Origin of the sequence: Sphingopyxis terrae subsp. terrae NBRC 15098 (genome assembly GCF_001598815.1) — a bacterium.
Lineage (GTDB): Bacteria > Pseudomonadota > Alphaproteobacteria > Sphingomonadales > Sphingomonadaceae > Sphingopyxis > Sphingopyxis terrae.
On record NZ_BCZQ01000016.1, the window covers coordinates 81,131 to 106,538 of the forward strand.

General features: G+C 67.2%; 25 protein-coding genes. 11 read left to right on the forward strand and 14 right to left on the reverse strand.

Features of this window, described 5'->3' with window-relative positions; all coding sequences use genetic code 11:
• Positions 1–3 precede the first annotated feature (3 nt).
• The 6 genes from STE01S_RS10405 to ectA are packed head-to-tail and all read right to left on the reverse strand — an operon-like array spanning position 4 to position 6,042.
• Positions 4–1,242, reverse strand: a complete 1,239-nt coding sequence (locus STE01S_RS10405; protein WP_062767502.1) for an MFS transporter — start codon at positions 1,240–1,242, stop codon at positions 4–6.
• Between the two features lie 23 nt (positions 1,243–1,265).
• Positions 1,266–2,726 (reverse strand): aspartate kinase, encoded by a 1,461-nt coding sequence (locus tag STE01S_RS10410; RefSeq protein ID WP_062767504.1) that lies wholly within the window; start codon positions 2,724–2,726, stop codon positions 1,266–1,268.
• Positions 2,723–3,643: an ectoine hydroxylase gene (thpD, locus tag STE01S_RS10415; protein WP_062767506.1), complete on the reverse strand. Its 921-nt coding sequence runs from the start codon at positions 3,641–3,643 to the stop codon at positions 2,723–2,725. Before thpD ends, STE01S_RS10410 begins: the two co-directional genes overlap by 4 nt.
• 26 nt (positions 3,644–3,669) lie before the next feature.
• Positions 3,670–4,095, reverse strand: a complete 426-nt coding sequence (locus tag STE01S_RS10420; protein WP_062767508.1) for an ectoine synthase — start codon at positions 4,093–4,095, stop codon at positions 3,670–3,672.
• A gap of 16 nt (positions 4,096–4,111) precedes the next feature.
• The gene (gene ectB / locus STE01S_RS10425) at positions 4,112–5,416 is read right to left on the reverse strand and encodes a diaminobutyrate--2-oxoglutarate transaminase (RefSeq protein WP_062767510.1); all 1,305 of its coding nucleotides are present in this window, start codon (positions 5,414–5,416) and stop codon (positions 4,112–4,114) included.
• A gap of 38 nt (positions 5,417–5,454) precedes the next feature.
• A complete protein-coding gene (ectA, locus tag STE01S_RS10430) occupies positions 5,455–6,042 on the reverse strand; it encodes a diaminobutyrate acetyltransferase (protein ID WP_322787076.1) in 588 nt (195 codons plus the stop codon).
• Between the two features lie 193 nt (positions 6,043–6,235).
• Here ectA and STE01S_RS10435 point away from each other — a divergent pair, with 193 nt between their 5' ends.
• Positions 6,236–6,715 (forward strand): MarR family winged helix-turn-helix transcriptional regulator, encoded by a 480-nt coding sequence (locus tag STE01S_RS10435; RefSeq protein WP_062767514.1) that lies wholly within the window; start codon positions 6,236–6,238, stop codon positions 6,713–6,715.
• 28 nt (positions 6,716–6,743) lie between these two features.
• On the opposite strand, the gene STE01S_RS10440 is transcribed toward STE01S_RS10435, so the two are convergent.
• A complete protein-coding gene (locus STE01S_RS10440) occupies positions 6,744–7,124 on the reverse strand; it encodes a hypothetical protein (protein ID WP_058810865.1) in 381 nt (126 codons plus the stop codon).
• A 12-nt stretch (positions 7,125–7,136) separates the two neighbouring features.
• The gene (locus STE01S_RS10445) at positions 7,137–7,814 is read right to left on the reverse strand and encodes an EI24 domain-containing protein (protein WP_062767515.1); all 678 of its coding nucleotides are present in this window, start codon (positions 7,812–7,814) and stop codon (positions 7,137–7,139) included.
• Positions 7,815–7,923: 109 nt separating this feature from the next.
• On the opposite strand from STE01S_RS10445, the gene STE01S_RS10450 reads away from it, so the two are divergent.
• Positions 7,924–8,922 carry an adenosine kinase gene (locus tag STE01S_RS10450; RefSeq protein WP_003042365.1) on the forward strand — a complete coding sequence of 333 codons (999 nt, stop codon included), beginning with the start codon at positions 7,924–7,926 and terminating at the stop codon, positions 8,920–8,922.
• A gap of 9 nt (positions 8,923–8,931) precedes the next feature.
• On the opposite strand, the gene STE01S_RS10455 is transcribed toward STE01S_RS10450, so the two are convergent.
• The 3 genes from STE01S_RS10455 to tsaD all read right to left on the reverse strand — a co-directional run bounded on the left by STE01S_RS10455 (position 8,932) and on the right by tsaD (position 12,603).
• Positions 8,932–10,470, reverse strand: a complete 1,539-nt coding sequence (locus tag STE01S_RS10455) for a lipopolysaccharide biosynthesis protein (protein ID WP_003042368.1) — start codon at positions 10,468–10,470, stop codon at positions 8,932–8,934.
• A gap of 94 nt (positions 10,471–10,564) precedes the next feature.
• Positions 10,565–11,557, reverse strand: coding sequence for an NAD(P)H-dependent glycerol-3-phosphate dehydrogenase (locus STE01S_RS10460; protein ID WP_062767604.1), 993 nt, complete (start codon positions 11,555–11,557; stop codon positions 10,565–10,567).
• A gap of 11 nt (positions 11,558–11,568) precedes the next feature.
• A complete protein-coding gene (tsaD, locus tag STE01S_RS10465) occupies positions 11,569–12,603 on the reverse strand; it encodes a tRNA (adenosine(37)-N6)-threonylcarbamoyltransferase complex transferase subunit TsaD (protein ID WP_062767517.1) in 1,035 nt (344 codons plus the stop codon).
• 115 nt (positions 12,604–12,718) lie between these two features.
• Here tsaD and hemC point away from each other — a divergent pair, with 115 nt between their 5' ends.
• From hemC to STE01S_RS10490, 5 genes are read left to right on the forward strand one after another with little or no spacing between them, the layout of a single operon-like run.
• The gene (gene hemC, locus STE01S_RS10470; RefSeq protein WP_062767519.1) at positions 12,719–13,672 is read left to right on the forward strand and encodes a hydroxymethylbilane synthase; all 954 of its coding nucleotides are present in this window, start codon (positions 12,719–12,721) and stop codon (positions 13,670–13,672) included.
• Complete coding sequence (locus STE01S_RS10475; protein ID WP_062767521.1) at positions 13,669–14,376, forward strand: uroporphyrinogen-III synthase; 708 nt, start codon at positions 13,669–13,671, stop codon at positions 14,374–14,376. Before hemC ends, STE01S_RS10475 begins: the two co-directional genes overlap by 4 nt.
• Before the next feature lies 1 nt (position 14,377).
• Positions 14,378–15,289 carry a mitofilin family membrane protein gene (locus STE01S_RS10480; RefSeq protein WP_062767523.1) on the forward strand — a complete coding sequence of 304 codons (912 nt, stop codon included), beginning with the start codon at positions 14,378–14,380 and terminating at the stop codon, positions 15,287–15,289.
• A 45-nt stretch (positions 15,290–15,334) separates the two neighbouring features.
• Positions 15,335–16,537, forward strand: a complete 1,203-nt coding sequence (locus STE01S_RS10485) for an acyl-CoA dehydrogenase (protein WP_058810873.1) — start codon at positions 15,335–15,337, stop codon at positions 16,535–16,537.
• Between the two features lie 19 nt (positions 16,538–16,556).
• A complete protein-coding gene (locus tag STE01S_RS10490; protein ID WP_062767525.1) occupies positions 16,557–17,675 on the forward strand; it encodes a CaiB/BaiF CoA transferase family protein in 1,119 nt (372 codons plus the stop codon).
• 86 nt (positions 17,676–17,761) lie between these two features.
• On the opposite strand, the gene STE01S_RS10495 is transcribed toward STE01S_RS10490, so the two are convergent.
• Positions 17,762–20,026 carry a TonB-dependent receptor gene (locus STE01S_RS10495; protein ID WP_062767527.1) on the reverse strand — a complete coding sequence of 755 codons (2,265 nt, stop codon included), beginning with the start codon at positions 20,024–20,026 and terminating at the stop codon, positions 17,762–17,764.
• A gap of 206 nt (positions 20,027–20,232) precedes the next feature.
• Between STE01S_RS10495 and STE01S_RS10500 the strand changes: the two genes are divergently transcribed.
• Positions 20,233–20,898, forward strand: coding sequence for a TetR/AcrR family transcriptional regulator (locus STE01S_RS10500; protein ID WP_003042393.1), 666 nt, complete (start codon positions 20,233–20,235; stop codon positions 20,896–20,898).
• 112 nt (positions 20,899–21,010) lie between these two features.
• Entirely contained in the window at positions 21,011–21,523 is a 513-nt protein-coding gene (locus STE01S_RS10505) for a DUF1993 family protein (protein ID WP_058810876.1), read from the forward strand.
• Positions 21,524–21,563: 40 nt separating this feature from the next.
• Here STE01S_RS10505 and metW read toward each other — a convergent pair whose 3' ends face one another.
• Both metW and metX read right to left on the reverse strand, forming a co-directional pair.
• Positions 21,564–22,151: a methionine biosynthesis protein MetW gene (gene metW, locus STE01S_RS10510; protein ID WP_062767529.1), complete on the reverse strand. Its 588-nt coding sequence runs from the start codon at positions 22,149–22,151 to the stop codon at positions 21,564–21,566.
• A 2-nt stretch (positions 22,152–22,153) separates the two neighbouring features.
• Positions 22,154–23,275 carry a homoserine O-acetyltransferase MetX gene (metX, locus tag STE01S_RS10515; RefSeq protein WP_062767531.1) on the reverse strand — a complete coding sequence of 374 codons (1,122 nt, stop codon included), beginning with the start codon at positions 23,273–23,275 and terminating at the stop codon, positions 22,154–22,156.
• A gap of 79 nt (positions 23,276–23,354) precedes the next feature.
• Here metX and hisC point away from each other — a divergent pair, with 79 nt between their 5' ends.
• Both hisC and STE01S_RS10525 read left to right on the forward strand, forming a co-directional pair.
• Positions 23,355–24,473, forward strand: coding sequence for a histidinol-phosphate transaminase (gene hisC, locus STE01S_RS10520; protein WP_062767533.1), 1,119 nt, complete (start codon positions 23,355–23,357; stop codon positions 24,471–24,473).
• A 5-nt stretch (positions 24,474–24,478) separates the two neighbouring features.
• Positions 24,479–25,387 (forward strand): prephenate/arogenate dehydrogenase family protein, encoded by a 909-nt coding sequence (locus STE01S_RS10525; protein ID WP_062767535.1) that lies wholly within the window; start codon positions 24,479–24,481, stop codon positions 25,385–25,387.
• Positions 25,388–25,408: the final 21 nt, after the last annotated feature.

Sequence of the window (25,408 nt, forward strand, 5' to 3'; positions counted from 1 at the left end):
TCTTTAATCCTTTACGGTGGCGGCTTCGGGGCCGGAGGGGTCGAGCAGCGCCGCGACCGGGGTCGTGCGGGGCAACATCTGGAAATCCTGCTGCGCCGGACCAGGCACCGGCGCGGTGGCGGCAAGCCGCCACAGGCTGAACCCCAGCATCGCCGCGGCGCAGGCCGCGATGAACAGGAACAGGCCGCCCGGACCCATCCAGTTCATCGCCGCGGCGCCGCCAAGCGGGCCCAGCGCGGCTCCCGCCGAATAGAGAAGCACAAGCTGGCCGCTAGCGCTTACCCGCTCGGCCGGGAGCAGGCGGTCGTTGGCGTGCGCGACGCACAGCGGATAGAGCGCGAAGCTGAGCCCGCCGAAGGCCGCGCCGAACAGCAGCAGCAGGCCGCCCCCGGGCGCGGCGGCGAGCGCCACGCTCACCGCCAGTGCAAGCGCGAAGCAGGTGATGATGACGCGGCGGCGATCATAGCGGTCGGAGAGGCGTCCCAGCGGCCATTGCAGCGCCACGCCGCCGAGAATCACCGTCATCATGAAGGTGGCGATCGCGCCGAGCCCCAAGCCGATCCCGCGCGCATAGATCGCAGCCATGCCGTAGAAGGCGCCAAGGATCAGCCCGGTGATCGCCGCCCCCGCCAGCCCGAGCGGCGAGGCGGCAAACAGTCGCGCGAGGGGAAGATTGTCGGCTTCGCCCAAGGTCGGTGCGGTGCTGCGCGTGAGGCAGACCGGCAGGATGGCGAGCGAAATGAGGATCGAGGCGATCTGGAAGGGTACGGCCGGCGTTGCCGCGCCGGTGCTCAGGAAAAGCTGTCCGATGGCCTGTCCCGAATAGAGGGCGACCATATAGGCGGCGAGGATACCGCCGCGCGTCTCGGGTTCGGCGCGGTCGTTGAGCCAGCTTTCGACGCAGATGAACATGCCTGCGACGCACACGCCGTCGACCAGCCGCAGCAAGGCCCACAGCAGCGGGTGCTGGACCAGCGCATAGGTGAGCGTGCTCGCTGAAAGCAGCGCGACGAAGGCGGCAAAGGCGCGGATATGCCCGACGCGGCGGACGATCGCGCCGGCGCGCAAGGCGCCGAGCGTCAATCCGCCGAAATAGGCGGTGGCGACCAACCCGATCAGGATCGTGTCGCTGCCCGCCCGCTCGAGCCGCAGGCCGATCAGCGTCGACAAGAAGCCGCTGCCCGCCATCATCACGAAGATGGCGAGCAGCAGGCTGCGAACGGGAGCGAGGGTGGCGAGCATCGGAAGGGTGCGGGTGCCGCGCGTCAGGCGGCGCGGCGCCCTTCTGCCCCGCCGGAATCCTCTTCGACCAGCGTGCGGTGCAGCGCGCGGACGGCAGCATCGAAATCGCGGCTTTCGACGATGAACTGGACATCGACGTTACGGATCTGATGCTGCATCGCGATCATTGCGACACCGGCGTTGTCGAGCGCGCGCAGCGCATCGGGCACCAGCCCCGGCCGCGCGATGTCGCTGCCGATCACCGACACCATTGCGACCGGATGCGCCGATATCGCGGCGTCGGGATATTGTTTTTGCAGATCGGCGATCACCTTCTTCACCGCGCCGGCGCTGGCCGACAGATAGTGGGTGATGGTGTTGGCATTCGACGCCTTGCTGACAATCCACAGGCCGTGACGCGTCAGCACGTCGAGGATTGCGGCATCATAGCCCTTCACCCCGACCATATCCTGTTCGAAGAATTGCAGCGCCTGCATCTGGCGGATGCCGGTGACGATCTCGACCCGCGGCACGTCGGAGACATAGGTGCCGGTGACGAGCGTGCCGCCATCTTCGCGGTCGAAGGTGTTGCGCACGCGTAGCGGAATGTCGGTCTGCCTGAGGCCGCGTCCGGCGCCCGGATGGATCGCCTCCATGCCCAGATTGGCGAGCTGGTCGGCGACATCGTAATTGGTGCGACCGATCTTGCGCGCTTTATCCTCGCCGACCAGCTTGGGATCGGCGCTCGACAGGTGAAATTCCTTGTGGATGATCGCCTCGCGCGCGCCGGTCAGCACCGCGATGCGCGAGAAGGTCATCTCGGTATAGCCGCGCGCAAAGCGTTTCACCATGCCGCCCTGGCAGCCGGCATAGCCGGTGACGATCGGCAGCGTCGTCGCCAGATCGATGTTGGCAAAGGCCTCGGTGATCCGCTCGTCGAGCGTACGCAGATCCTCCTGATCCCAGGGGGTCAGATCGATGAAGCGCGCGTTGACGTCGCGATCCCGCAGCAGCAGCGCGGTGCTGTGGGCGCTGTGCGCTTCGCCCAGCCCGGCGAGCAATTCGCGGGCGGTGACGAGCTGTTCCTTGACGCAGAAGCGGCCGTGGCTGCGCAGCCGCGCCAGATCGTCGAGGCAGGCCGCGACCGCATCGAGTCGCATGTCGACGAAGGCATCGGCCTCGTCGCGGCTCTCGCGGCGCGCGAACATCGCTTCGTTGCGCGCGTGCATCGCACCGCGCACCGCCTCCATCGCGCGGCGCCAGCCATCGCTGTCCTCGTCGTCGGCGACGAAGCGCCCGAACACGCCGGGTTCGCCGGTTTTCTTGTCTTCGAGCAGCAGATTGGTGATCCCGGCATAGGCCGACACCACGAAAATGCGATTGTAGAGATCGGCGCCCCAGCGGCCAGCGATCAGCACATTGTCGAACAATGTCGCGGTCGCCGCCATCGACGTGCCGCCGATCTTTTCGACGCTGTGTCCACCCTTTTTGACGTCCTGTGTCATGCCGCGATCCTTTCGATCAGCGGGCCCGCCTCGATGGCGAGCGGTTCGGGGACGCCGCGATGCGCGAGGAACCAGGGGCGCGGCTTGTCGACCCCGAACGGCTTTTCGAGCCGGTTGCTCACCGCATTATAGACGAGGAAGGCATTCGCGCGAGGGAAGGGGGTGATGTTGCCGTTCGACCCGTGCATCAGGTTGCAGTCGAACAGGATCACGGTTCCCGGCGCGCCGGTCGGCGCAACGATACCGTGATCATGCGCCAGTTCGGCAAGGCTGTCCTCGTCGGGAACCCCATATTCCTGGCGCTTCAGCGACTGGCGATAATGGTCGTCGGGCGTTTCGCCGACGCAGGTCAGATAGGTGCGATGCGACCCCGGAATGACCATCAGCGGGCCATTGTGCGGCGTGTTCTCGGCAAGCAGAACCGACATTGAAAGCGCGCGCATCCGCGGCATGCCGTCCTCGACGTGCCAGGTTTCGAAATCGCTGTGCCAGTAGAATTCCTTGCCCTTGAAGCCGGGTTTGTAGTTGAGGCGCGACTGGTGGATGTAAACCTCGTCGCCGAGCAGGAAGCGCGCGACCCCCGCCAGCCGCTCGTCGGCAGCAAGCCGCGCCATGATCGCGCTCTGGTTGTGAATGTCGAAGATCGACCGGATTTCGCGGCTCTGCGGCTCGGTGACGATCGTTTCCTCGTCGAGCGCGTCGGGATCGGCGAGCAGCTTGCCCGCGGCGCGCTGCAAATAGGTCACTTCCTCGTCGTCGAAGAGATTTTCGAGCAGCAGATAGCCGTCGCGATCGAAGGCCTCCGCCTGCTCGCGGCTGATCGGTGCGTCGGGCGTCCACGCGCTGCGGACGATCGGGTCGAGCCGCGGCCGCATTTCTGGCGCGGCCGCGTGACGCGATGGGTAGATGTCGGTCATGGGACTTCCCCCTGTTGATATGGTTTTTACTCTGCGGGTGCGGCCTCGCGCGCCGGCTCGCTCGCCATGTCGGCCTCGGCCGGATAGGCGCCGCTTGCGTCATGCACTTCCTTACCGGTGACCGGCGGATTGAAGGCGCAGGCGGTCAGTATGTCGGTTTCGGGACGCACGATGTGGCGGTCGTGCTTGTCGAGCGCATACATCACGCCGGGTTCGAGCCGATGGATTTCGCCGCTGTCCAGATCCTCGATCGTCCCCGTGCCCTTGAGCACGAACACCGCCTCGAGGTGGTTCTGGTAATGCATTTTGAGTTCGCTGCCTGCGAACATGGTGGTGACGTGGAAGGAAAAGCCCATCCCGTCATCCTTGAGCAGCATGCGCGCGCTGGCCCAGCCGTTCGAGCGGACGTTGCGGTCGGATTTGCGGATCTGGTCGAGATTGCGGACGATCATGGTCGGTCTCCTGTCTTCATTCGGCGGCGACGGCGTAATCGTCGGCCATCGCTTCGCGGATCTTGGTTTCGAGAATGTCGAGCCCTGCCGAGAGCAGGGCGTCGTCGATGACGAGCGGCGCGAGCACCTTGACGATTTCGTCGTGCGCGCCGCTGGTTTCGATGATGAGGCCGGCGTCGAAGCAGGCGGCGGTGATCGCCCCGGCGCGTTCCCCCGACCCGACGTTGATGCCGCGCATCATCCCCCGACCGCGCGTTTCGAAGCCATGTTCGGCGGCGATGCGCGTGAGCCGCTCTTCGAGCAGCGCCCCGCGGCGGCGCACATCGTCGGCGAAAGCGTCGCTGCTCCAGAAATGGCCGAGCGCGGCGGTCGCGGTGACGAAGGCATGGTTGTTGCCGCGGAACGTCCCATTATGTTCGCCGGGCGACCATTGGTCGAGCTCGGGGCGGAAAAGGGTCAGCGCAAAGGGCAGGCCCATGCCCGACAGCGATTTGGCGAGCGTGACGATGTCGGGGGTGAAGCCCATTTCCTCGAAGCTGAAGAAGCTTCCCGTGCGGCCACAGCCCGCCTGGATGTCGTCGACGATCAGCAGCGCGCCGTGGCGCTTTGCGATGTCGGCGATCTTGCGCAGCCATTCGGGCGAGGCGGCATTGAGGCCGCCTTCGCCCTGCACCGTTTCCACCAGGATCGCGGCGGGGGCGTCGAGGCCGCTCGACGGATCGGCCAACCGCTGGTCGAGCAGTTCGGCGGTGTCGACCTCGGGGCCGAAATAGCCGTCATAGGGTTCGTGCGCGACATGGGCGAGCGGGACGCCCGCGCCGCCGCGCTTGGCGGCATTGCCGGTGCAGGCAAGCGCGCCGAGCGTCATACCGTGAAAGCCGTTGGTGAAGGCGATAACCAGTTCGCGACCCGTCACCTTGCGCGCGAGCTTGATCGCTGCCTCGACCGCGTTGGTGCCGGTCGGGCCGGTGAACATGACGCGATAGTCGAGTGCGCGCGGCTTCAGGATCACATCCTCGAACGTGTCGAGAAAGGCGGCCTTGGCATCGGTGTGCAGGTCGAGCCCGTGGGCGATGCCGTCGGCGGCGATATAATCGAGCAGTGCCTGCTTCAAAATCGGATGGTTGTGACCATAGTTGAGCGTCGAACAGCCCGACAGGAAGTCGAGATAGCGACCGCCCTGATCGTCGTGCATCCATACGCCTTCGGCCTTGCCGAACTGACGCGGCATCGCGCGGGCATAGCTGCGGACCACCGATTCGCGGCGTTCGTAAATGCTCCGGTCGGGAATGGACCCGGACGGTTTGGGTGCGTTGATCATGTGAATACCCCTATTCTGCCTGTGTCATTGTGCCTGAGTCATTCAGGCGATGTCGTATCGGTCGGTGTCGTATCGATGGCGAATGGCCCGATGCGGGCTTGAAACTCGCTGGGATGGACGCCCGCGAAATGGGCGTCGCGCTCGAAGACGATGCTGCGGTCGAGCGTCGTGTCGTGGCGCCGGGCAAGGCCGTGGAACAGTGCCCACGACGCCGCATTGTCGGCGGTGATCGTCGCAAGGACGTGCGTCACGCCCGCCTGTGCGGGCCGCGTGAGCAGTTCGTCGAGCATCTGGCTGGCAAGTCCCTGACCGCGTCCTTCGGGGGCGACTGCGACCTGCCAGACGAAGAAGGCGCTCGGCTCGGCGGGCGGGCGATGCCCCGAAATCCAACCGAGAATGCGGCCACCGCGTTCGGCGATGATGCAATTGTCGGCGAAATGGGTGCACTGGATCAGATTGAAGTAGCGCGAATTGCGGTCGAGCGGCGGGCAGGCCGCGATCAGCGCGGTGATCGCCGGCCCGTCGGTAGCGACCGGCTTGCGAAATTGCAGCGACGCGGCGGGTCGGCCGGACGGCGTGTCCTTTGCGGATGGCGCCGTGTCCCGTTCCTGTGGCCGGTCAAATATCTTTCATCTCCTGAAATATTGCTATGCGCACATTCGAGCCAACCGGCCCGGCATGCCGCGAAATATAGGATGTTCGTCGCCTCGTTCAACCCCGCGGCGACCATAATGTTTCGTATAATGAAATAAAATTCTGCATCCCGGCGGGCGCGACTTTGCAATTGGCGCCCTCCGCGGGCGCGGCTAACAAGGCGGGATGGAGTCCGAAATTGCCAACGCCACCCTGCGCGCGCTGCGGCGCATCCTGCGCGCGACCGAGACGGGCAGCCGCAAGCTGGGCGCGGCGACCGGCCTGACGCCGTCGCAGCTGCTCGTGCTGCGCGATGTGGCGGGGGCGCAGGGCGCCACGCCGGGGCAGGTCGCACAGCGCCTGCAATTCAGCCACGCGACGATCACCGCCATCGTCGACCGGCTGGTTGCCATGGAGCTGGTGACGCGGACGCGAAGCGAGCGCGACAAGCGACAGATGCTGCTGACCGCGACCGACGCGGGTCAGCGCCGCGTCGCCGAGGCGCCCGATATGCTGCAACAGATATTCGCCGACCGCTTCGCCGCGCTGCCCGCATGGGAACAGGCGATGATCCTGGCCGCGGCCGAGCGGCTGGCGATCGTGCTCGGCGCCGCCGACATCGACGCCGCGCCGTTACTCGATACGGGCGCGATCGATCGCGCCTAGCGCACTTATTTCCGGATCGATCTTTGCCCTACCGCCGCAGCGCGGCGATGCAGCTGTCGACATTCGCGTCGCGCCCGTCGGGGGTGCGCGCGTCGACATGGGTGGCAAGCGCCTCGGCGCCTGAGCGCTGGGCGTAATAGTAAACATCCAATATGCACGCCGACCCTGCGAATTGCAGCTTGCGACCCGCGCCCTCGCTGACGTCGAGCCGCGGCTTGCCGAACAGACGCAATGCGCTGTTGGCATCGCGCCCGACGAGCGCATTATTCTGGGTGACACGCGGCGGGTTGAGCGGCGCCGGGGCGCTGCTTGTCGGTGGCGGCGTCACGCGCGGCACCGCGGTGGCGGCGCAGCCGCCGAGCATCAGCGAAAGGCCGGCGAGTGCGGCCAAATTGGTGGTGCGGGTCAAGCCGGTTCCCCTTTATCTGTCTGCCCGGCGCAGATGGAGCATGTGGACGGCCATAGCCGCGCTCACGATGGGCGCCAACAGATTGGCGACGGGAACCAGAAAGCTTGCGGCGGACAGCAGGCCGAGCGACCAGCGCGCGCGCCGCTCGAGGCGTGGCCGGCCGGGATAGCGCGCGAGGACCATCGCCTCGAGATCGCGGCCGAGCAGCAGCGCGTTGACGAAGAGGGCGAGGATCGGCGTGCCGATTCCCGTAACCAGGAGGAGGATATAAAAGGGCAGCGCGGCAAGATTGCCAAGGATCAGGCGCGCGAGCGATGCGAGCGCGAGGGCGACCGACTGCCGCCAGCCGACATCGACCGCGCCTGCCGCGGCGGCAGGATAGTGGCGCCCCTCGACATCGGCGACGATGGCGTCGGCGAACAGACCGACGACAACAATCGCGACGGCGCGAAACAAGAGCCAACTCCCCGCGATCAGCAGCAGCAGGATCAGCACGCTCGCCATGTCGATCCCCGCCGCGCCCAGCCACTGCCAATGCGCGAGCGCCCAGCGCGCGCCAGCCAGAAGCGCCGCGCCCGCCGCAATGAACAGCAGCAGGGTGAGGGCAAGGCTGATCGCCAGGATGCGCAGCACCCGCGGGCTCGACAGGTCGCCGATGGCGAGGAACAGGGCTTGGACGGCACGGGCCATGCGTCCGAATGGCGCGGCGGGCGCTGCGTCGTCAAGCGTCGCGCTTGCTTTGGCGCGCGCGGCCCCCTAAGGCGCGCGGCATATTTTCCCACGCATCACAGGATTTTTCATGGCCTCCACCGCCCGTTTCGAAGTCGTTGCGATCGGCAATGCGATCGTCGATGTCATTGCCCGCGCCGACGACGCGCTGATCGAGGCCGAGGGCCTGACCAAAGGGTCGATGCGCCTGATCGATGCCGAAGAAGCAGGGCGGCTGTATGCGGCGATGGGTCCTGCGATCGAAATGTCGGGCGGATCGGCAGCGAACACGCTCGCCGGCATGGCCGCGCTCGGCCGCCGCTGCGCTTTCATCGGCCAGGTTGCCGACGACCAGCTCGGCAGCGTCTTCACGCACGATCTGCGCGCGCTCGGCGTCGCCTATGAAACTCCGGCGCTCAAGGAAGGCGCGCCGACCGCGCGCTGCCTGATCCTCGTCACGCCCGACGGTCAGCGGACGATGAACACCTTTCTCGGCGCAAGCCATCTGCTCGAACAGGCGATGATCGCCGAAGACTGGATCGCCGATGCCGACATCCTCTATCTCGAGGGCTATCTGTGGGATCCGCCGCTGTCGCGCGCCGCGATGCGCCGCGCGATCGACGTCGCACGCGGCGCCGGCCGCAAGGTTGCCTTCACCCTGTCCGACGCCTTCATCATCGACCGCCACGGCGATGATTTCCGCGCGCTGATCGGCGAGGGACTGTTCGACATATTGTTCGCCAACGAGGTCGAGATCTGCGCGCTCGCCGGAACGCAGGACTTCGAAGCCGCCGTCGCGGCGATCGCGCCGCGCGTGCCGCTGCTCGTCGTGACGCGCAGCGAAAAGGGCGCGATCGCGGTCGCGAACGGTGAGCGCGTTGCGGTCGGCGCCGAGCCGATCGAGACGGTCGTCGACACCACGGGCGCCGGCGACCTGTTCGCCGCGGGCTTCCTTGCGGGCCAGGCCGAGGGCCGCTCGCTCGCCGATTGCCTGACGATGGGTGCGGTGTGTGCGCGCGAAATCATCGCGCAGGTCGGCCCTCGCGCGCAAAGCGATCTGAAAGCGGAGGTCGCCGCGCGGCTCGGCTGACGCGGCGGTTCAGCTTGCCGGCGCGGCCGTTTCGGGCTGCTTGCGGAACAGCGCCCGGTCGGCCGGGCCGAAGCCGCGCGTCCAGATCAGCCACGCATAGATGCCGAGGATGAAGGGGACGCCGATCAGCAGCTCGGCCCATTCGGGCATCTGCGTCGCTCCCCAGCCGAGAACCGTCGCCCCTGCGGTCGCCCAGACGAGCGCCCAGCGCAGGCTGTTGACCGGTGCGCCGAGGATACGCGCAAGCAGCCGCGCCTTCACCACCGACGCGAAGCCGAGCGCGAGCATCAGCGCGAGCGCGACCGCGCCGGCATAGGCGATCGGCGGCAACCCCATCGATTTGGCGGTGAGGATCAGCGCGACGCTGAGCACCGCCTGCAGTGCGAGCGTCGCGATGCTGATGAGCAGATTGCGGTGGCGCGCGACATAGACGAGCGCGGCTTCGCTCACCACCGCCGTCGCCGCCACGACCTCCGCCGCGAGCAGGAAGGCGAGTGCGACATTGCCCTCGACGAACTGCGGGCCGACGAGGCCCATCACCGCTTCGCCCGGAATGCCGAGCGCAAGCGCGATTCCTGCTTGCGCCGCGATGATCCAGAAGCCGACCTGGCTGACCTGCGCGGCGACCGCGGCGAGGCGGTTCTCCGCCAGATTGCGGGTGATGACGGGGCCGAGGATCGGCTCGAAGCTGGTCTTGAGCTTTTGCGGCAGCGAGGCAACCTGCTGCGCCATATAATAAATGCCGTAGATCGCGGGCGAGGTGAACTGGCCGAGGATGAACAGGTCGAGCCGGCGGGTCCCCCATTCGATCGCATCGGCGGCGGCGAGCGGCGCGTTGCGGCGCGCGAGCGAGATGAGCTGTGCCGGATGCGGGCGCCAGACGCCGGGGCCGCCATAGTGGCGGATCATCGGAATGAGCGCGGTGAAGAAGGTCGCGATCATCGCGGCGGCGTAGGAAAGGATCAGCCCGTCGCGCAGCGAATAGAAAGCGAAGCCGAAGGCGGCGGCGCTGATCGCCCAAGGTTCGACGATCGAACGCGCGCGGACCGTAGCGCCGATGTCGTAGCGATAGGCGCAGGCCGCGAGTGCGATGTCGGCCCCGGCGATCGCGAAGACGGTAATCGCCACCCACCGATCCCAGCCGTCGATATCGCCCGAGGGGAACATGAGCTGCGGAAAGGCGAAGAGAATCGCCGAACCGAACGCCGAGGCGAGGAAGGCGACGAACATGCCGTCCCACACGATATGACGATGATCGGCGCCCGGCTTGCTGAGCTGTTCGGCGAGGCCGCGCTTGAGCCCGAGCGTCGCAAGCTGCGCGATCAGCTCGATGACGAGCACGGCAAAGGCGAAGCGGCCGACCGCTTCCGGGCCATACCAGCGACCGGCGAAATAGAGAAAGGGCAGGCGCGCGACGAGGCGCAGGATGAAGCCGAAGAAATTGGTGCGGCCGCCCCTGGCGAGCGCGGCGGTGTCGGCATCCTGCCCGGCCGGGTCGGCCACGGTGGATGCGGAAGGGGGCGCGGCTGCGCTGTCCGACTGGCTCAAGCCTGGCGCCCCTTCTGCTGCTCCCCTGTGCGCTGTTTAGCGCGCGAAAAAGGGCGAGGCAATCCGGGCAATCCAGGCAATCGGCAGCGGTGCATCATCGGCCCTCGGGTCGCAGCGGGCGGCTGAGCAGGGCCTGAATGGCGTCGGCAACGCGCGTTTCGCCCGCGACGAGCCGCGCCACCGCGTCGGTGATCGGCATGTCGATCGCATCGGCGCGTGCGGCGGCGGCGATCACCGGGGCGCTGAACGCGCCTTCGGCAACGGTGCGGCGGTCGGCCATCAGGGCCGCTGCGCTCTCGCCGCGCCCCAGCCCTTGGCCGAGCGCGAAATTGCGCGAGTTGGATGATGTGCAGGTAAGGACGAGATCGCCGAGCCCGGCGAGTCCGGCGAGCGTTTCAGCCAGCGCCCCGCGCGCGAGCCCGAAGCGCGTCATCTCGGCAAAGCCGCGGCTGATCAGCGCGGCGCGCGCGTTGAGCCCCAGCCCGGCCCCGTCGACGATGCCGCAGGCGATGGCGAGGACATTCTTGATCGCGCCGCCGATTTCGGCGCCGATCATGTCGGTCGACACATAAGGACGAAAATGCGGGCGGGCGAGCGCGCGGGCGAGCGCCTCGGCGAGCGCGGGGTTTTCAGCAGCGAGCGTGATCGCGGTCGGCAGCCCCGCTGCGACCTCGTGCGCGAAGGTCGGCCCCGACAGCACGGCGAAGCCGCGGCCGGGAAAGATTTCGCGCGCGATGTCGATCGGAAAGTCAAAGCTGCCCGCCTCCATCCCCTTGCTGCAGAAGATCAGCGGCGCATCGCCTGCGGGCAGCGCCGCGAGCACGGCGCGCAGATAGGGCACCGGCACGACGACGAGCAGCGCGTCGAGTCCCGACAGCGCGCCAAGGTCGCTCGTTGCCGTGAGCGAAGGCGACAGCGCCGCACCGGGCAGGAACAGTGGATTGCGATGCTCGGCGTTGATCGCCGCCACGACGTCTTCCTCGCGCGCCCACAGGCGCACCGGTGCGCCCTCGGCGGCGAGAAGCTGGGCGAGTGCCGTGCCCCAGGCGCCGCCACCGACGACGCCGAACTTTTCAAATGACGTCATGCAGTCGCGCGTCATGCCTTTACTCCGGCGCCGCGTACCGCTTCGGCGGCGGGATCGAGCGGCCAGCGCGGCCGCGCCGCCGTGTCGAGCGGATCGCTGAGCCCCGCGGCGAAGCGCTCGACGCCCGCCCAGGCGATCATCGCGCCATTGTCGGTGCAGAGCCACAGCGGCGGCGCGACAAAGGGCTTGTCGAACGCGGCGGCGAGGCCGGTGAGCGCGGCGCGGATTGCGCCATTGGCAGCGACGCCGCCCGCGACGACAAAGGCGGTGGCTTCGGGGCAGGCGGCGAGTGCGATGCGGCTGCGATCGATCAGGCAGTCGACCACCGCTTGCTGGAAAGACGCGGCTACGTCTGCGGGACGGTGCGCGCCCGATGCGACCGCGCGCGCCACGGCGCTCTTGAGACCGGCGAAGGAGAAATGCGGTTCGGCGCTACCGACCAGCGGGCGGGGGAGCGGCACCGCATGCGGATCGCCGTCCGCCGCAAGCCGTTCGACCGCCGGACCGCCCGGATAGCCGAGCCCGAGCAGCTTTGCGGTCTTGTCGAAGGCCTCGCCCGCGGCGTCGTCGATCGTGGTGGCAAGCCGCCGATAATCGTCGACACCGCGCACGAGCAGAAGCTGGCAGTGCCCGCCGGAGACGAGCAGCAGCAGATAGGGAAAGCGAAGGTCGGGGTCGGCGAGCCGCGGGCTGAGCGCATGGCCTTCGAGATGGTTGATCGCGATCAGCGGCTTGCCCGCGGCATGGGCGAGCGCCTTGCCGGTGACCAGCCCGACCATGACGCCGCCGATCAGCCCGGGGCCGGCGGTCGCGGCGATGGCATCGACGTCGGCGAGCGTCACCCCGGCATCGGCGAGCACGCCTTCGACGATCGGGGCGAGGCGGTCGACATGCGCGCGCGCCGCGATTTCGGGAACGACCCCGCCATAGGGCCTATGCTCGGCCTCCTGTCCCGCGACCCGATGCGCGAGGATGCGCCTGTCGTCGGTGACGAGCGCTGCCGCGGTTTCGTCGCAGCTCGATTCGAGGCCAAGGATGAGAGACATAATGTTGCGCCCCCTTACCCGTGCCAGGGGGGCGGGGGCAAGCGGCGGACGATCGAGTCCCTGCAAGACCGTGCGCCACCTTTTCTTTCGCGCGCCGAAGCCCTAGCAGGCGCGCATGGCATCGATTCCGCTTCCCACGCCCGACCGCCCGCTCCGCCTCGGTACGCGCGCCTCGCCGCTGGCAATGGCGCAGGCCAATATGGCCGCCGCGGCGCTGATCGCCGCCTATGGCATCGCGCCCGAGGCGATCGAAATCGTTCCGATGACCGCCACCGGCGACAAGATCCAGGACCGCGCGCTCGCCGAGGTAGGCGGTAAGGCGCTGTGGACGCGCGAGCTCGACGCGGCGCTCGACGGTGGGCGGATCGACATCGCCGTGCACAGTCTGAAGGATGTCGAGACGCTGCGTGATCCGCGCTTCGCGCTCGGCGCCATGCTCGAGCGCGCCGACCCGCGCGACCGGCTGGTGGTTCGCGACGGGATCGCGGCTGCGGCGATCGCCGACCTGCCGCACGGCGCGCGGCTGGGTACGAGCAGCCCGCGCCGCGCCGCGCAGGTCCGCCGCCTGCGCGCTGACCTCGAAACGACGCTGCTGCGCGGCAATGTCGCGACGCGGCTCGGCAAGCTGGCGGCGGGGGAGGTCGATGCGACTCTGCTCGCCGCGGCGGGGCTCGAACGGCTTGGCATGCATGCGGTCGGAACCGTGCAGCCGGCGGAGATACTCTTGCCCGCCGCGTCGCAGGGCGCGATCGGTATCGAATGCCGCGCCGACGATGCGGCCACGCTGGCGCTGCTGCGCGGGGTCGATCACGAACCCACCCACCGCGCGGTTGCGGCCGAACGCGCGTTTCTGGCGGCGCTCGGCGGCGATTGTCGGTCGCCGGTTGCGGCCTATGCGCGCTGGCTGGCCGACGGGACGCTGCGCCTCGATGCCGAAATCTATTCCGAAGATGGCGCCGACCATGCGATCGGCGAGACGCTGGTGCCCGATCCGGCCGCAGCCGAAGCGCTGGCGCGGCGTCTGCTGGTCGAGGCCCCCGAATCGGTGCGGCGCCTGTTCGCGGCATGACCGAATCGCTGCCGCTACTCGTGACGCGCGCCGACCCCGGCGGCGCGGCGACGGTGGCGCGGGCGCAGGCGCTGGGGCTCGACGCGCGCAGCATGCCGCTGTTCGCCGCGCGCGCGATCGACTGGACCTTGCCCGATCCCGCGGGTTTCGACGCGCTGCTTGTCACGAGCGCGCAGGCGATGCGGCTGGCCGGACCCGGTTTGCAGGCGCTTGCCGCGCTGCCCGTTCATGCCGTGGGCGCCGCGAGCGCTGCAGCCGCGGAAGCCGCGGGCCTGCGCGTCGTGGAAGTCGGTACGCGCGATGGCCAACAGCTTCTTGATGGCATGACGTCCAGAAATTATCGCCATATCCTGTGGCTTTGCGGCCGCGATCATAGCGCGCTGGCGGCGCGCGATGCTGCGTTGACCCCGCTGCCCTGCTATGCGGTCGATCCCGTCGAGCCGCCCGCCGATTGGGCCGCGCTGATCGCTGCGCCGGCGGTGCTGCTCGCCCATTCGGGGCGCGGTGCGGACCGGATCGCGGCGCTGACCGAGGGCCAGCGCGGGCATTTGACGCTTGTCGCGATAAGCCCCGCTGTGGCAGCAAGGGCCGGGGGGGATTGGCAGGCGATCGCGCTTGCCGACCGGCCCGACGATGCGGCGATGGTGGCACAGGCCCGCGCTTTGTGCCACAAGAGCCCCAGACAGGGTCGTGCGAAAGAATAATATGGCAATCGAAAACGACAAACCCGTGCGTATGGACGATGGCGTCCGCAGCAGGGGGCTATCGTTCCGGACGTTGATAATTGCGGCGCTCGCGCTGCTCGTGGTCGGGATCGTCGGCGGCGGCTGGGCGATGAGCCGGCTGCTGACCGGCAAGGATGTGCCGCCGGTCGCCAAGGTCGCCGATGTCCCCGCGACCGGCACCGCGCCGGCCGCGGCGCCCGCCGGAGCCGCACCCGATGCGGGGCAGAGCGGGCAGCCGGCGCTGGTCGTCGCGCCTGTCGATGGCGCGAACGCGCTGGCGGCGCGCGTGGCCGAGCTGGAACAGCGGCTGTCGCGCCTCAATCTCGAAGCGGCGTCGGCGTCGGGCAATGCCTCGCGCGCCGAAGGGCTGCTGGTCGCCTTCGCGGTGCGCCGTGCGCTCGATCGCGGTCTGCCGCTCGGCTATCTCGAGGCGCAGCTGCGCCTGCGCTTCGGCGACGACCAGCCCAATGCGGTCAAGACGATCATCGATACGTCGCGCGATCCGGTGACGCTGGAGCAGTTGCGCGCCGAACTCGACGCGCTGGCGCCCGAACTCGTCGGTCGCAGCGACGGCGGCGGCAGCTTCTGGACCGGCTTGCGCCGCGAGGTCAGCGAATTGTTCGTCGTGCGTCCGGCGGGCACCCAGTCGCCGCGTGCATCCGAACGGCTCGATCGCGCGCGCCGCTATCTGGCGGGCGGGCAGGTCGACAAGGCGATCGAGGAGGTGCAGGCGATGCCCGGCGCCGCCGAAGCGAAGGACTGGCTGATCGCGGCGCGCCGCTATCATGAGGCGCGGCGCGCGCTTGACCTGATCGAGACCGCGGCGATATTGGAGCCGCGCGACGGACCGACCGCCGCGATGGCCCGCAAGCCGGGCGATCCGACCTCCTGAGCGGGCCTGTATCGACGGGTCCGCGCTTTTGAAGAAAGCTGACCCATGGCCCTCGCCGATCCGCAGCGCATCGAAGCGCTCGACCCGTTCGATCCTCTCGCGCTCGACGCGCAGCTTTCGGAAGAGGAGCGGATGGTCCGCGATGCGGCGCGCGCCTATGCGACCGGCGAGCTGTTGCCCCGCGTCACCTCGGCCTTTCTCGACGAACGCTTCGACCGCGAGATCATGTCGGAAATGGGCGCGCTCGGCCTGCTCGGCGCGACGATCGACCCCAAATATGGCGGCGCGGGGCTCAATTATGTGAGCTACGGCCTGATCGCGCGCGAAGTCGAGCGCGTCGATTCGGGCTATCGCTCGGCCTGTTCGGTGCAAAGCTCGCTCGTGATGCACCCGATCAATGCCTATGGCAGCGAAGAGCAGAAGATGCGCTTCCTGCCCGGCCTCGCCTCGGGCGAGCTTGTCGGCTGCTTCGGCCTGACCGAACCCGACGCCGGCAGCGACCCCGCCGGGATGCGCACGCGCGCCGAGAAGATCGCGGGCGGATACCGGATCAAGGGCGCGAAGATGTGGATCACCAATTCGCCGATCGCCGACGTCTTCGTCGTGTGGGCGAAGTCCGACGCGCACGACCGCGCGATCCGCGGCTTCATCCTCGAAAAGGGCATGAAGGGCCTGTCGGCACCGAAGATCGAGGGCAAGGTCAGCTTGCGCGCGTCGATCACCGGCGAGATCGTGATGGACGGGGTCGAAGTCGGCGAAGACGCGCTGCTGCCGCATGTCTCGGGGCTGAAGGGGCCGTTCGGCTGCCTCAACCGCGCGCGCTACGGCATCGGCTGGGGCGCGATGGGCGCGGCCGAATTCTGCTATGAGGCGGCGCGCAATTATACGCTCGACCGCAAGCAGTTCGGGCGCCCGCTGGCGGCGAACCAGATCGTCCAGCTGAAACTTGCCAATATGCTCACCGAAATCGCGCTCGGCACCCAGGCGGCGCTGCGCGTCGGCCGGCTGATCGACGAAGGGCATCTCGCGCCTGACATGATCAGCTTCCTCAAGCGCAACAATTGCGGCAAGGCGCTCGATATCGCGCGGGTGGCGCGCGACATGCACGGCGGCAACGGCATCTCGGCCGATTATCATGTGATCCGCCACGCGGTGAATCTGGAAACCGTCAACACCTATGAAGGCACGCATGACGTCCACGCGCTGATCCTCGGCCGTGCGATCACCGGCATCAGCGCCTTTGCCTGAGGCATCGTCGCCGGCGCCGGTGGCCAAGCCCCTCGCGGGACTGCGCGTCGTCGAACTGGCGCGCGTGCTCGCGGGGCCGTGGAGCGGGCAGTTGCTCGCCGACCTCGGCGCCGAGGTGGTTAAGGTCGAGCGCCCCGGCGCTGGCGACGATACGCGCCAATGGGGGCCGCCCTTCGTCACCGGCGCGGCGGGCGAAAATCTGGGCGCCGCTTATTATCACAGCTGCAATCGCGGCAAGCGCAGCGTCGCCATCGACATCGCGACCGCCGAGGGGCAGGCGGCGGTGCGCGCGCTGATCGCCGAAGCCGATGTCGTCATCGAAAATTACAAGGTCGGCGGACTCGTCAAATATGCGCTCGACCCTGCGACGCTGCGCGCCGATTTCCCGCGTCTGATCGTCTGTTCGATCACCGGCTTCGGCCAGACCGGCCCTTATGCGCGCCGCGCCGGTTACGATTTCATCGTCCAGGCGATGAGCGGCTTCATGTCGCTGACCGGCGAACCCGACGGGCCGCCGCAAAAGGCGGGGATCGCCTATGCCGACATCTTCACCGGCATGTATGCGACCGTCGGCATATTGGCGGCGCTGCGGCGTCGTGACGCCACGGGGGCTGGCGCGCATGTCGATATGGCGCTGCTCGACAGCCAGGTCGCGGTGCTCGCCAATCAGGCCGCCAATTATCTGGCGAGCGGCGTCGCGCCCAAGCGGATGGGCAATGCCCATGTCAATGTCGTGCCCTATCAGCTGTTCGCGACCGCCGACGGCCAGCTCGTCGTCGCGGTGGGCAATGACAGCCAGTATCGCAAGCTGTGCGCGATCCTCGGCGCACCCGAATGGGCCGAAGACCTGCGCTTCGTGACCAATGCGGCGCGGCTCGCCAATCGCGCCGCGCTCATTCCGCTGCTCGCCGCAAGGATCGCGACGTGGGACGCGCAGCCGCTTTCGCTCGCGCTCGAAGCCGAGGGCGTTCCGGCGGGGCCGATCAACGATCTGGCGGCGGTGTTCGCCGATCCGCAGGTCATGGCGCGCGGCATGCGCATCCGGCCCGACGGCGCCTTTATCGACGGCGTGGCGAGTCCGATCGTGATCGATGGCGAGCGCATGGTTGCCGCCACCGGCGCGCCGCCGCTACCCTAAACCGCCGAGCCTCTGTCCGGCGACCAAAAGAAAAGGGGCGCCGCAGCGGGCGCCCCTTCATTTTTGATTCCGGTGCCGTCCGCCGGTCAGAACTTTACGCCTGCGCGCACCGTGAATGTGCGCGGCGCGCCATAATAGGCGGTGCGGATGCTGCCGATGCTGGAAAATTCCTGGCCGTCGGTCTTGTAATGCTTGTCCGAAAGATTCTGACCATAGATGCCGAGGCTCAATTTACGGTCGGCATCCTCCCAGACGATCCGGGCATCGTGCAGCCAGTATCCCGGCTGGAAAAGCCCGTCGATCCGGGTGGTCGTCCCGATAATCGTGTTGTCGACGGAAAGCGCCGTTTCGGAACGATAGCGGCTCTGGCCCCCGATTGTCAGGAAGCCCGCGGAACCGAGGTCCGCTTCATATTGGGCGCCGAAGCGCATCGTCCATTTCGGCGCGAACGCGGGGCGCTGAAAGGCGCGGCTGCCGTTCGGGAAACGCACGTCGTTGAATTCCCGATAGTCTGCGTCGAGATAGCCGATCTGGGTGTCGAGTAACAGGCCGCGAACCGGCGTCAGGCCGAGTTCGAGCTCGGCGCCGCGGATACGCAGTTTGCCGGCATTGAGCACGCTGAGCACGGGGGTGGGCAGATTGGTTACCGGATCGACGTCCATGCCCGAAACCCGGGCCTGGAAATCCTTATAGTCGCTGTGGAAGGCCGCGATGCTGAAACGGGCGAGCGTTCCGAACGAGCCCTTGAAGCCGGCTTCATACGACCAGACGGTCTCCGGTGCATAGGCGGTGGATTCCGTCGCGCTGTTTGCGCGGCCGTTGAAGCCGCCCGATTTGAACCCCTTTGCGGCGCGCGCGTAGACCATCAGATGGTCGTTGAAACGATAGTCGGCCGAAACCATCGGCGACCAGTCGTCCCAGCTCCGATCGGGCTGAAAGATGTAAGGCGCCGCGCTCGCAAACAAGGGGTTGCTGGAGAAGGTCGATGTCGTGCGCCAATAATCTTTCTTCTCGTCGGTATAGCGAAGGCCGGCCGAAAGCCGCAGCGCTTCGGTCAGCGAGAAGCTGACATTGGCATATGCGGCATAGCTTTTCGTCGTCAGCCGGTCGTCGATCGTGCGCAGGAAGGTGGGATTGCCGAACGCCGGACCAATCAGATCGTCGGCATAGGCTTCCTGATGCGAACGGATATTCTCGTTGAGATAATAGAGGCCGCCGACCGCTTCGATACGATCGCTGCTATAGGTCAACTGCAATTCCTGACTGAACTGCTTTTGATGGACATCGACCAGAACGTCTCCGATCTGGAGCTGTGTCGCGTCGATGTCGATATAATCCTTTGTCGCCAGGCGGCGATAAGCGGTAATCGATTTCAGCGTCAGATTGTCCGTGACATTCCATTCCGCGGTGGCGCTGGTGCCCCAATGCCGCAACTTGGTCGAGTTGGGCAGGCTTGGGGTTGTGCGGCCGGTGAAATCATAGCTGCCGGGATTGGTCGGAAGCGCGAGCGCGGTGCCGCCGAACAGATAGGTCAGCGAATTGAGCGGCTGACCCACCGTCAAGGCGCCATCGTCGCGCGAATAGTCGATCGACACGTCGAAACGGAAATCGCTGCTCGGCGTGAAGGCGAGGGCGCCGCGGGCCGCGATGCTGTCCTTGTCATTATAGCCGCGATCGAGCACCGGATCCTTGACATAGCCGTCGCGCTTGCTGCGCATGACGGCAAAACCCGCCGCCAGCGTGTCCGACACCGGGCCCGATGCCGAGGCCTTGACCTCGAACTGATCGTAAGAGCCGTAGGCCGCCGACAGGCCGCCCTGAAATGTCTGGCCCGGCTTGCGCGTGACGACTTTCAGCGCGCCGCCGATGGTGTTCTTTCCATAGAGCGTACCCTGGGGGCCTCGCAGAACCTCGACGCGCTCAAGGTCCAGAAGGTCCAGTTGGGTGCCGCGGATGCGGCTGTAATAGACGTCATCGACATAGACGCCGACGGCGGGATCGAAGGTTTGCAGCGCATCCGGCTGGCCGATGCCGCGAATATAAATATTGGTGGCGTTCGACGAGCCACGGCCCTGAACGATGTTGAGGTTGGGCACGGCGCCCTGAAGCCCCGTCGTATCATTGGCCTGGATGCGATCGAGGGCGCGGGCGGAAAAGGCCGATACCGAAACCGGGACGGTTTCCAGCCGTTCTTCGGTGCGACGGGCCGTCACGACGATCTGTTCGCTGGCACTGTCGTCGGCGGAGTTGGCGCCTTCGTCCTGAGCGAAGGCAGCAGGGGTGAAAGCGATCATCGAGAGCGCGGTCGAGGCCAGAACGGCACGACGCAGCGGGCGAGCGAAGGAACGCATGATGTGTCTCCCATGTGACGGGTGACCCCTCGTCACCCTTTGCGTTTTTTTGGGCCGGTCCTTGCCAAGCCGCGCCGCACCCAATAATGAAACCTGAACCAAGTTTCAACTTGGAAGTTGTGAAGGCTATATTTTGCCCTCCGGTGATGCAAAAAGGCCACGCAAGGGGGCCGCCGGACTTTCGGGGCGGAGAGGGAAGGCACAAGATGGATCAGCCGCGATCATCGGCACCACCGGGCGAAGGGGGCGCAGGCCCCGTCGATACGGCGGCGCCGGGCAATCCCGACAAGGCGCCGCGCACCGAACGCGGGCGGCGCACGCTGCGCAAGCTGCTCGACGCCGCGGCGATCGAATTCGGCGAGCGCGGGTTTCACGACGCGTCGATCAGCGGCATCACGCGCCGCGCCGGAACCGCGCTGGGCAGCTTCTACACCTATTTCGATTCGAAAGAGGAAATCTTCCAGGCGCTCGTCCGCTATATGAGCGAGCAACTCCGCGACCATGTCACCCCGCTGGTGCAGGCGGCGCCCGACGAAATCGCCGCCGAACGTGTCGGCCTTGAATCCTTTCTGCGCTTCGTGCGCGAGCACAAGGAAATCTATCGCATCATCGACGAGGCCGAATTCGTCGATTACGCCAGCTATCGCCGCCACTATGAAACCACGGTCGAACGTATGCGCCAGCGGCTGGAAAATGGCGCAGCGCGGGGCGAAATCCGCGCCGACGCGGGCGAGGTCCACGCCTGGGCCATCGCCGGCATGAACGTCTTTCTGGGCATGCGCTATGGCCTGTGGGACGAAAGCGCCGACATCGCCGACGTCGCCCGGATCGCCAACGACATGCTGGCGAACGGGCTCAGGAAGAAGGATTGATGCGGACTGGCGACGGCAATATTCGCCGAAAACAATGACATTGCCGGGCGTTGCGATTGACGGCCCGCGCCGATGTTCTAGCGTCTGGCACCGTTCGCCATAAAGGATCGTCATGACTTACGCGCAATCCGCCCGGATGACCTTCGCCAACATGCTGGGCACGCTCGATCACCTCGCCGGCAAGGCCATCGATGCCGGAGTGTCCGATGACGTGCTCGCGGACAAATTGACCGACGACATGTTTCCGCTCGAACTGCAGTTCCGAGTTGCCCTCAATCAGGTGGTGTTGGCGCTCAATCAAGTCGGCGGACAGGCGCTACCGCTCGAAGAGGTAGCCTACCGGTCGCTCGCCGAGGTGCGCCAACGAATTTCTGCGATTCGCTTGCTGGTCGAACAAACCGGCCCTGCCGAATGGGCCGACGCCGATGCCCTCGTCGACCTGACCTTGCCCAATGGCGTGCGCTTCCTGATGTCGGCGGAGGAAGACATCCGCGACTGGATCCTTCCGAACTTCTACTTTCATGTCACGATGGCCTATGCCTTGCTGCGCAATGCGGGTTTGGTCATCGGAAAGATGGATTTCATACCCCATATGGCGCGCTACAGGGCATCGACAGCGGAATAGAAAGAATGTCCCGGGCTTCTTGATGCCGCGCCTTCGCGGCTCAGACGCGCGAAATCAGGAAGATTGCATGTTCGGCGCGCCAGGTTGCGGCGGCGGCGCTGGTCGGCTTGTCGCCCGACAGATACCAGGCCGCCTCAACGCCGATCCCGCGCGCGCGCACCAGCTCGCGAAAATCGGCGACGGTGACATGGTGGATGTTCGGCGTTTCATACCATGCGACGGGCAGCAGGCGCGTCACCGGCATCCGCCCGTTCCACAAGAGCGCGAGCCGCACGCGCCAATGCGCGAAATTGGGAAAGCTGACGAAGGCGCGCGGGGCGATGCGCAGCAGTTCGGCAATGACGCGGTCGGGGCGCTCGGTCGTCTGCAGCGTCTGCGACAGGATCGCATAATCGAACGCATCGTCGGGATAATCGGCAAGGTCGTGGTTTGCGTCGCCCTGCACCACCGATTGGCCGCGCGCGATCGCCGCGGTGACGTTGGCCGCATCGATTTCGAGTCCGCGCGCATCGACGCCCTTATCGCGGAGCGCCGCGATCAGGTCGCCGTCGCCGCAGCCGACGTCAAGGACGCGGGTGGCCGCCGGCACCGCGCCAGCGATGATCGCAAGGTCGGGACGCAGCGCCATGCTCAGCCGCCGTTCCGCAGCGCACCGGCGACGAGGCGGTCGAGCGCCGGGACGTCGAGCAGGAAGCTGTCGTGGCCGAACGGTGCCGACAGTTCGACGAAGCTTGCCGCCGCGCCGACGCTTTGCAGCGCCTGGACGACGCGGCGCGATTCGCTGGTCGGATAGAGCCAGTCGGTATCGAAGCTGACGAGCGTGAAGCGCACGTCGCTCGCTTTGGCGAATGCGCCGGCGAGCCGCCCATCGTACGGTTCGGCAAGGTCGAAATAGTCCATCGCGCGCGTGATGTAGAGATAGGCGTTGGCGTCAAAGCGGTCGGTAAAGGCCAGCCCCTGATGGCGCAGATAGGATTCGACCTGGAAATCGGCGTCGAAGCCGAAGCTCTTGGCATCGCGCGCCTGCAGCCGGCGGCCGAATTTTTCGGTCAGCCCGGCTTCGGACAAATAGGTGATGTGCGCCGCCATGCGCGCGACCGACAGCCCTTTGGTCGGGGCGCGGTCGCTGCCGTAATATTGGCCGTCCTGCCAGTCGGGATCGGCCATGATCGCCTGCCGCCCCACCTCGTGAAAGGCGATATTCTGCGCCGAATGGCGCGCGGCGCTTGCGATCACCACCGCGGACGCCAGCCGCTCGGGATAGGCCGCGGCCCAGCCGAGCGTCTGCATTCCGCCCATCGACCCGCCGATGACGGCATGAAGCCGCGCAATCCCCAGATGATCGAGCAGCATCGCCTGCGCGCGCACCATGTCGGCGATGGTGATGACGGGAAAAGCCATGCCGAGCGGCGCGCCGGTGGCCGCATCGGGGGTCGCTGGCCCGCTCGTCCCCATGCAGCTGCCGAGGACGTTGGCGCAAAGGACGAAATAGCGGTCGGTGTCGACGGGCTTGCCGGGGCCGACCATGCGCGCCCACCAGCCCGGCTTGCCTGTCGCCGGGTGATCGCTCGCGACATATTGGTCGCCGGTCAGTGCGTGGCAGACGAGCACCGCGTTCGACCGGTCGGCGTTGAGCGTGCCATAGCTTTGATAGGCGATCGTTACCGACGGCAACGCCTGGCCGCTGTCGAGCGGCAGGGGCCGGTCGATCGTCACGCTCTGGTGCCGGATCTGGTGGAGGAGGCTCGCCATGCTTTCCGGGGCGCTAGGCCGGTGCGCGAAGGCTGTCAACGTACTGGACTCGGCGCGCACAGCCGTTAAACGGCGCCGCATGACCGGTGACAGCAAAACCCTCGCCCCCAAGCCGTGGATCAGCGGCATCGCCCCCTATGTGCCCGGCAAGTCGGCGGGCGCCGACGGCCGGCCGCTGATCAAGCTTTCGGCGAATGAAAATCCGCTCGGCACCGGCGACAAGGCGCGCGAAGCCTTTCGGGCGTCGCAGGCCGCCGCCGACGCGCTCTCGCGCTATCCCGATCCGGGCGCCGACGTGCTGCGCGCGGCGATCGCGGCGAAGTTCGGGCTCGATCCGGCGCGCGTCATCTGCGGCAACGGGTCGGACGAACTGCTTCACCTCGCGGCCGGCGTCTATGCCGGCGAAGGCGACGAAATCCTGTATGTCCGCTACGGGTTCTCGGTATACGAGATTGCGGCCCGGCGGGTTGGCGCGGTGCCGGTCGAAGCCGACGATCGCGACTATGCGACCGATGTCGATGCGCTGCTCGCCGCGGTGACCGACAAGACCCGCGTCGTCTATCTCGCCAATCCGAACAATCCGACCGGGACGCTCGCGACGAAGGAAGAGGTCGCGCGTATCCACGCCGGCCTGCCCGGCGACGTGCTGTTCGTGATCGACCAGGCCTATGCCGAATATCTGGATGCCGATCAGGATGATGGCGGCCTCGAACTGGCGAAAAAAGCGCCCAATGTCTTCGTCACGCGCACCTTTTCGAAGATCCACGGGCTGGCGGCCGAGCGGATCGGCTGGGGCTATGCGAGCGCCGAAGTGATTTCGGCGCTGCACCGTATCCGCCTGCCCTTCAACGTCACGCGCGCCGGACAGGCGGCGGCGGTCGCGGCGCTGGCCGATGATGATTTCGTCGCGCGCAGCCGCGCGCATAATGCGAAATGGCGCGCCTGGCTGGCGGGCGAGATCGAAAGCCTGGGTAACCACGGGCTGCGTATCGTCCCGTCGGCGACCAATTTCCTGCTCGTGCTGTTCGAAGGCGCGATCAGTGCCGAGACGGTCTACAACCGGCTGATGGAGGCGGGCTATATCGTCCGCTGGCTGCCCGGACAGGGCATCCCGCAGGCGCTCCGCATGACGATCGGCACCGAAGACGAGACGCGCGGGCTCGCGGCGGCGATCCGCGCCGCGATCGCCGCGGGCTGACCGGCATGGCGCGCGCGATCGGGCGGGTTGCGATCGTCGGGCTGGGCCTGATCGGATCGTCGGTGGCGCGCGCGATCAAGGCGAAGCTGCCCGATATGGCGGTGACCGGCCATGATGCCGATCCCGATGTCCGCGCCGAAGCGCGGGCGCTCGGCTTTTGCGACGCGGTGAGCGACGATGCGGCGGAGGCGGTGGAGGGCGCCGATCTGGTGATTCTGGCGGTGCCGGTGGGGCGTATGGCGGAGGCCGCCGCGGCGATCGCGCCTGGCCTGTCCGCGCATGCAATCATTTCGGACGTCGGATCGTCGAAGGCAGGGGTGGGCGCCGCGCTGCGCGCCGCATTGCCCGGCCATGTCGTCGTGCCCGCCCATCCCGTCGCGGGGACCGAGAACAGCGGCCCGGCCGCGGGCTTTGCCACGCTGTTCGATGGTCGCTGGTGCATCGTCACCCCGGCGCCGGACGCGCCCGCCGATGCGGTCGCCGCGGTGACGGGACTGTGGCAGGCGCTCGGCGCGAAGGTCGAGACGATGGACGCGGCGCATCACGACATGGTGCTGGCGGTGACAAGCCATCTGCCGCACCTGATCGCCTATACGATCGTCGGCACCGCCAGCGAGCTCGAGGAAGTGACCGAGAGCGAGGTCATCAAATATTCGGCGGGCGGTTTTCGTGATTTCACGCGCATCGCGGCGAGTGACCCGGTGATGTGGCGCGACGTGTTCCTTGCGAACCGCGACGCGGTGCTCGCGACGCTGCAGCGCTTCAACGAGGATCTGACGGCGCTCCAGCAGGCGATCCGCCGCGGCGACGGCGACCGGCTCGAAGACTGGTTCACGCGGACGCGGGCGATCCGCCGTTCGATCATCGAGCAGGGTCAGGACGATGCGGCCCCCGATTTCGGGCGGAAACACTGACCGTCGCCCCCGCGAAGGCGG

Excerpts from the sequence above, each read along its gene's own strand:
- STE01S_RS10420 (WP_062767508.1), bottom strand. The coding sequence starts at position 4,095 with ATGATCGTCCGCAATCTCGACCAGATCCGCAAATCCGACCGCAACGTC.
- thpD (WP_062767506.1), bottom strand. The coding sequence starts at position 3,643 with ATGACCGACATCTACCCATCGCGTCACGCGGCCGCGCCAGAAATGCGG.
- STE01S_RS10445 (WP_062767515.1), bottom strand. The coding sequence starts at position 7,814 with ATGGCCCGTGCCGTCCAAGCCCTGTTCCTCGCCATCGGCGACCTGTCG.
- STE01S_RS10475 (WP_062767521.1), top strand. The coding sequence starts at position 13,669 with ATGACCGAATCGCTGCCGCTACTCGTGACGCGCGCCGACCCCGGCGGC.
- tsaD (WP_062767517.1), bottom strand. The coding sequence starts at position 12,603 with ATGTCTCTCATCCTTGGCCTCGAATCGAGCTGCGACGAAACCGCGGCA.
- metX (WP_062767531.1), bottom strand. The coding sequence starts at position 23,275 with ATGGCGAGCCTCCTCCACCAGATCCGGCACCAGAGCGTGACGATCGAC.
- STE01S_RS10495 (WP_062767527.1), bottom strand. The coding sequence starts at position 20,026 with ATGCGTTCCTTCGCTCGCCCGCTGCGTCGTGCCGTTCTGGCCTCGACC.
- hemC (WP_062767519.1), top strand. The coding sequence starts at position 12,719 with ATGGCATCGATTCCGCTTCCCACGCCCGACCGCCCGCTCCGCCTCGGT.
- STE01S_RS10485 (WP_058810873.1), top strand. The coding sequence starts at position 15,335 with ATGGCCCTCGCCGATCCGCAGCGCATCGAAGCGCTCGACCCGTTCGAT.
- metW (WP_062767529.1), bottom strand. The coding sequence starts at position 22,151 with ATGGCGCTGCGTCCCGACCTTGCGATCATCGCTGGCGCGGTGCCGGCG.
- STE01S_RS10405 (WP_062767502.1), bottom strand. The coding sequence starts at position 1,242 with ATGCTCGCCACCCTCGCTCCCGTTCGCAGCCTGCTGCTCGCCATCTTC.
- STE01S_RS10525 (WP_062767535.1), top strand. The coding sequence starts at position 24,479 with ATGGCGCGCGCGATCGGGCGGGTTGCGATCGTCGGGCTGGGCCTGATC.
- STE01S_RS10480 (WP_062767523.1), top strand. The coding sequence starts at position 14,378 with ATGGCAATCGAAAACGACAAACCCGTGCGTATGGACGATGGCGTCCGC.
- ectB (WP_062767510.1), bottom strand. The coding sequence starts at position 5,416 with ATGATCAACGCACCCAAACCGTCCGGGTCCATTCCCGACCGGAGCATT.
- hisC (WP_062767533.1), top strand. The coding sequence starts at position 23,355 with ATGACCGGTGACAGCAAAACCCTCGCCCCCAAGCCGTGGATCAGCGGC.
- STE01S_RS10450 (WP_003042365.1), top strand. The coding sequence starts at position 7,924 with ATGGCCTCCACCGCCCGTTTCGAAGTCGTTGCGATCGGCAATGCGATC.
- STE01S_RS10410 (WP_062767504.1), bottom strand. The coding sequence starts at position 2,726 with ATGACACAGGACGTCAAAAAGGGTGGACACAGCGTCGAAAAGATCGGC.
- STE01S_RS10505 (WP_058810876.1), top strand. The coding sequence starts at position 21,011 with ATGACTTACGCGCAATCCGCCCGGATGACCTTCGCCAACATGCTGGGC.
- STE01S_RS10460 (WP_062767604.1), bottom strand. The coding sequence starts at position 11,557 with ATGACGTCATTTGAAAAGTTCGGCGTCGTCGGTGGCGGCGCCTGGGGC.
- STE01S_RS10435 (WP_062767514.1), top strand. The coding sequence starts at position 6,236 with ATGGAGTCCGAAATTGCCAACGCCACCCTGCGCGCGCTGCGGCGCATC.
- STE01S_RS10500 (WP_003042393.1), top strand. The coding sequence starts at position 20,233 with ATGGATCAGCCGCGATCATCGGCACCACCGGGCGAAGGGGGCGCAGGC.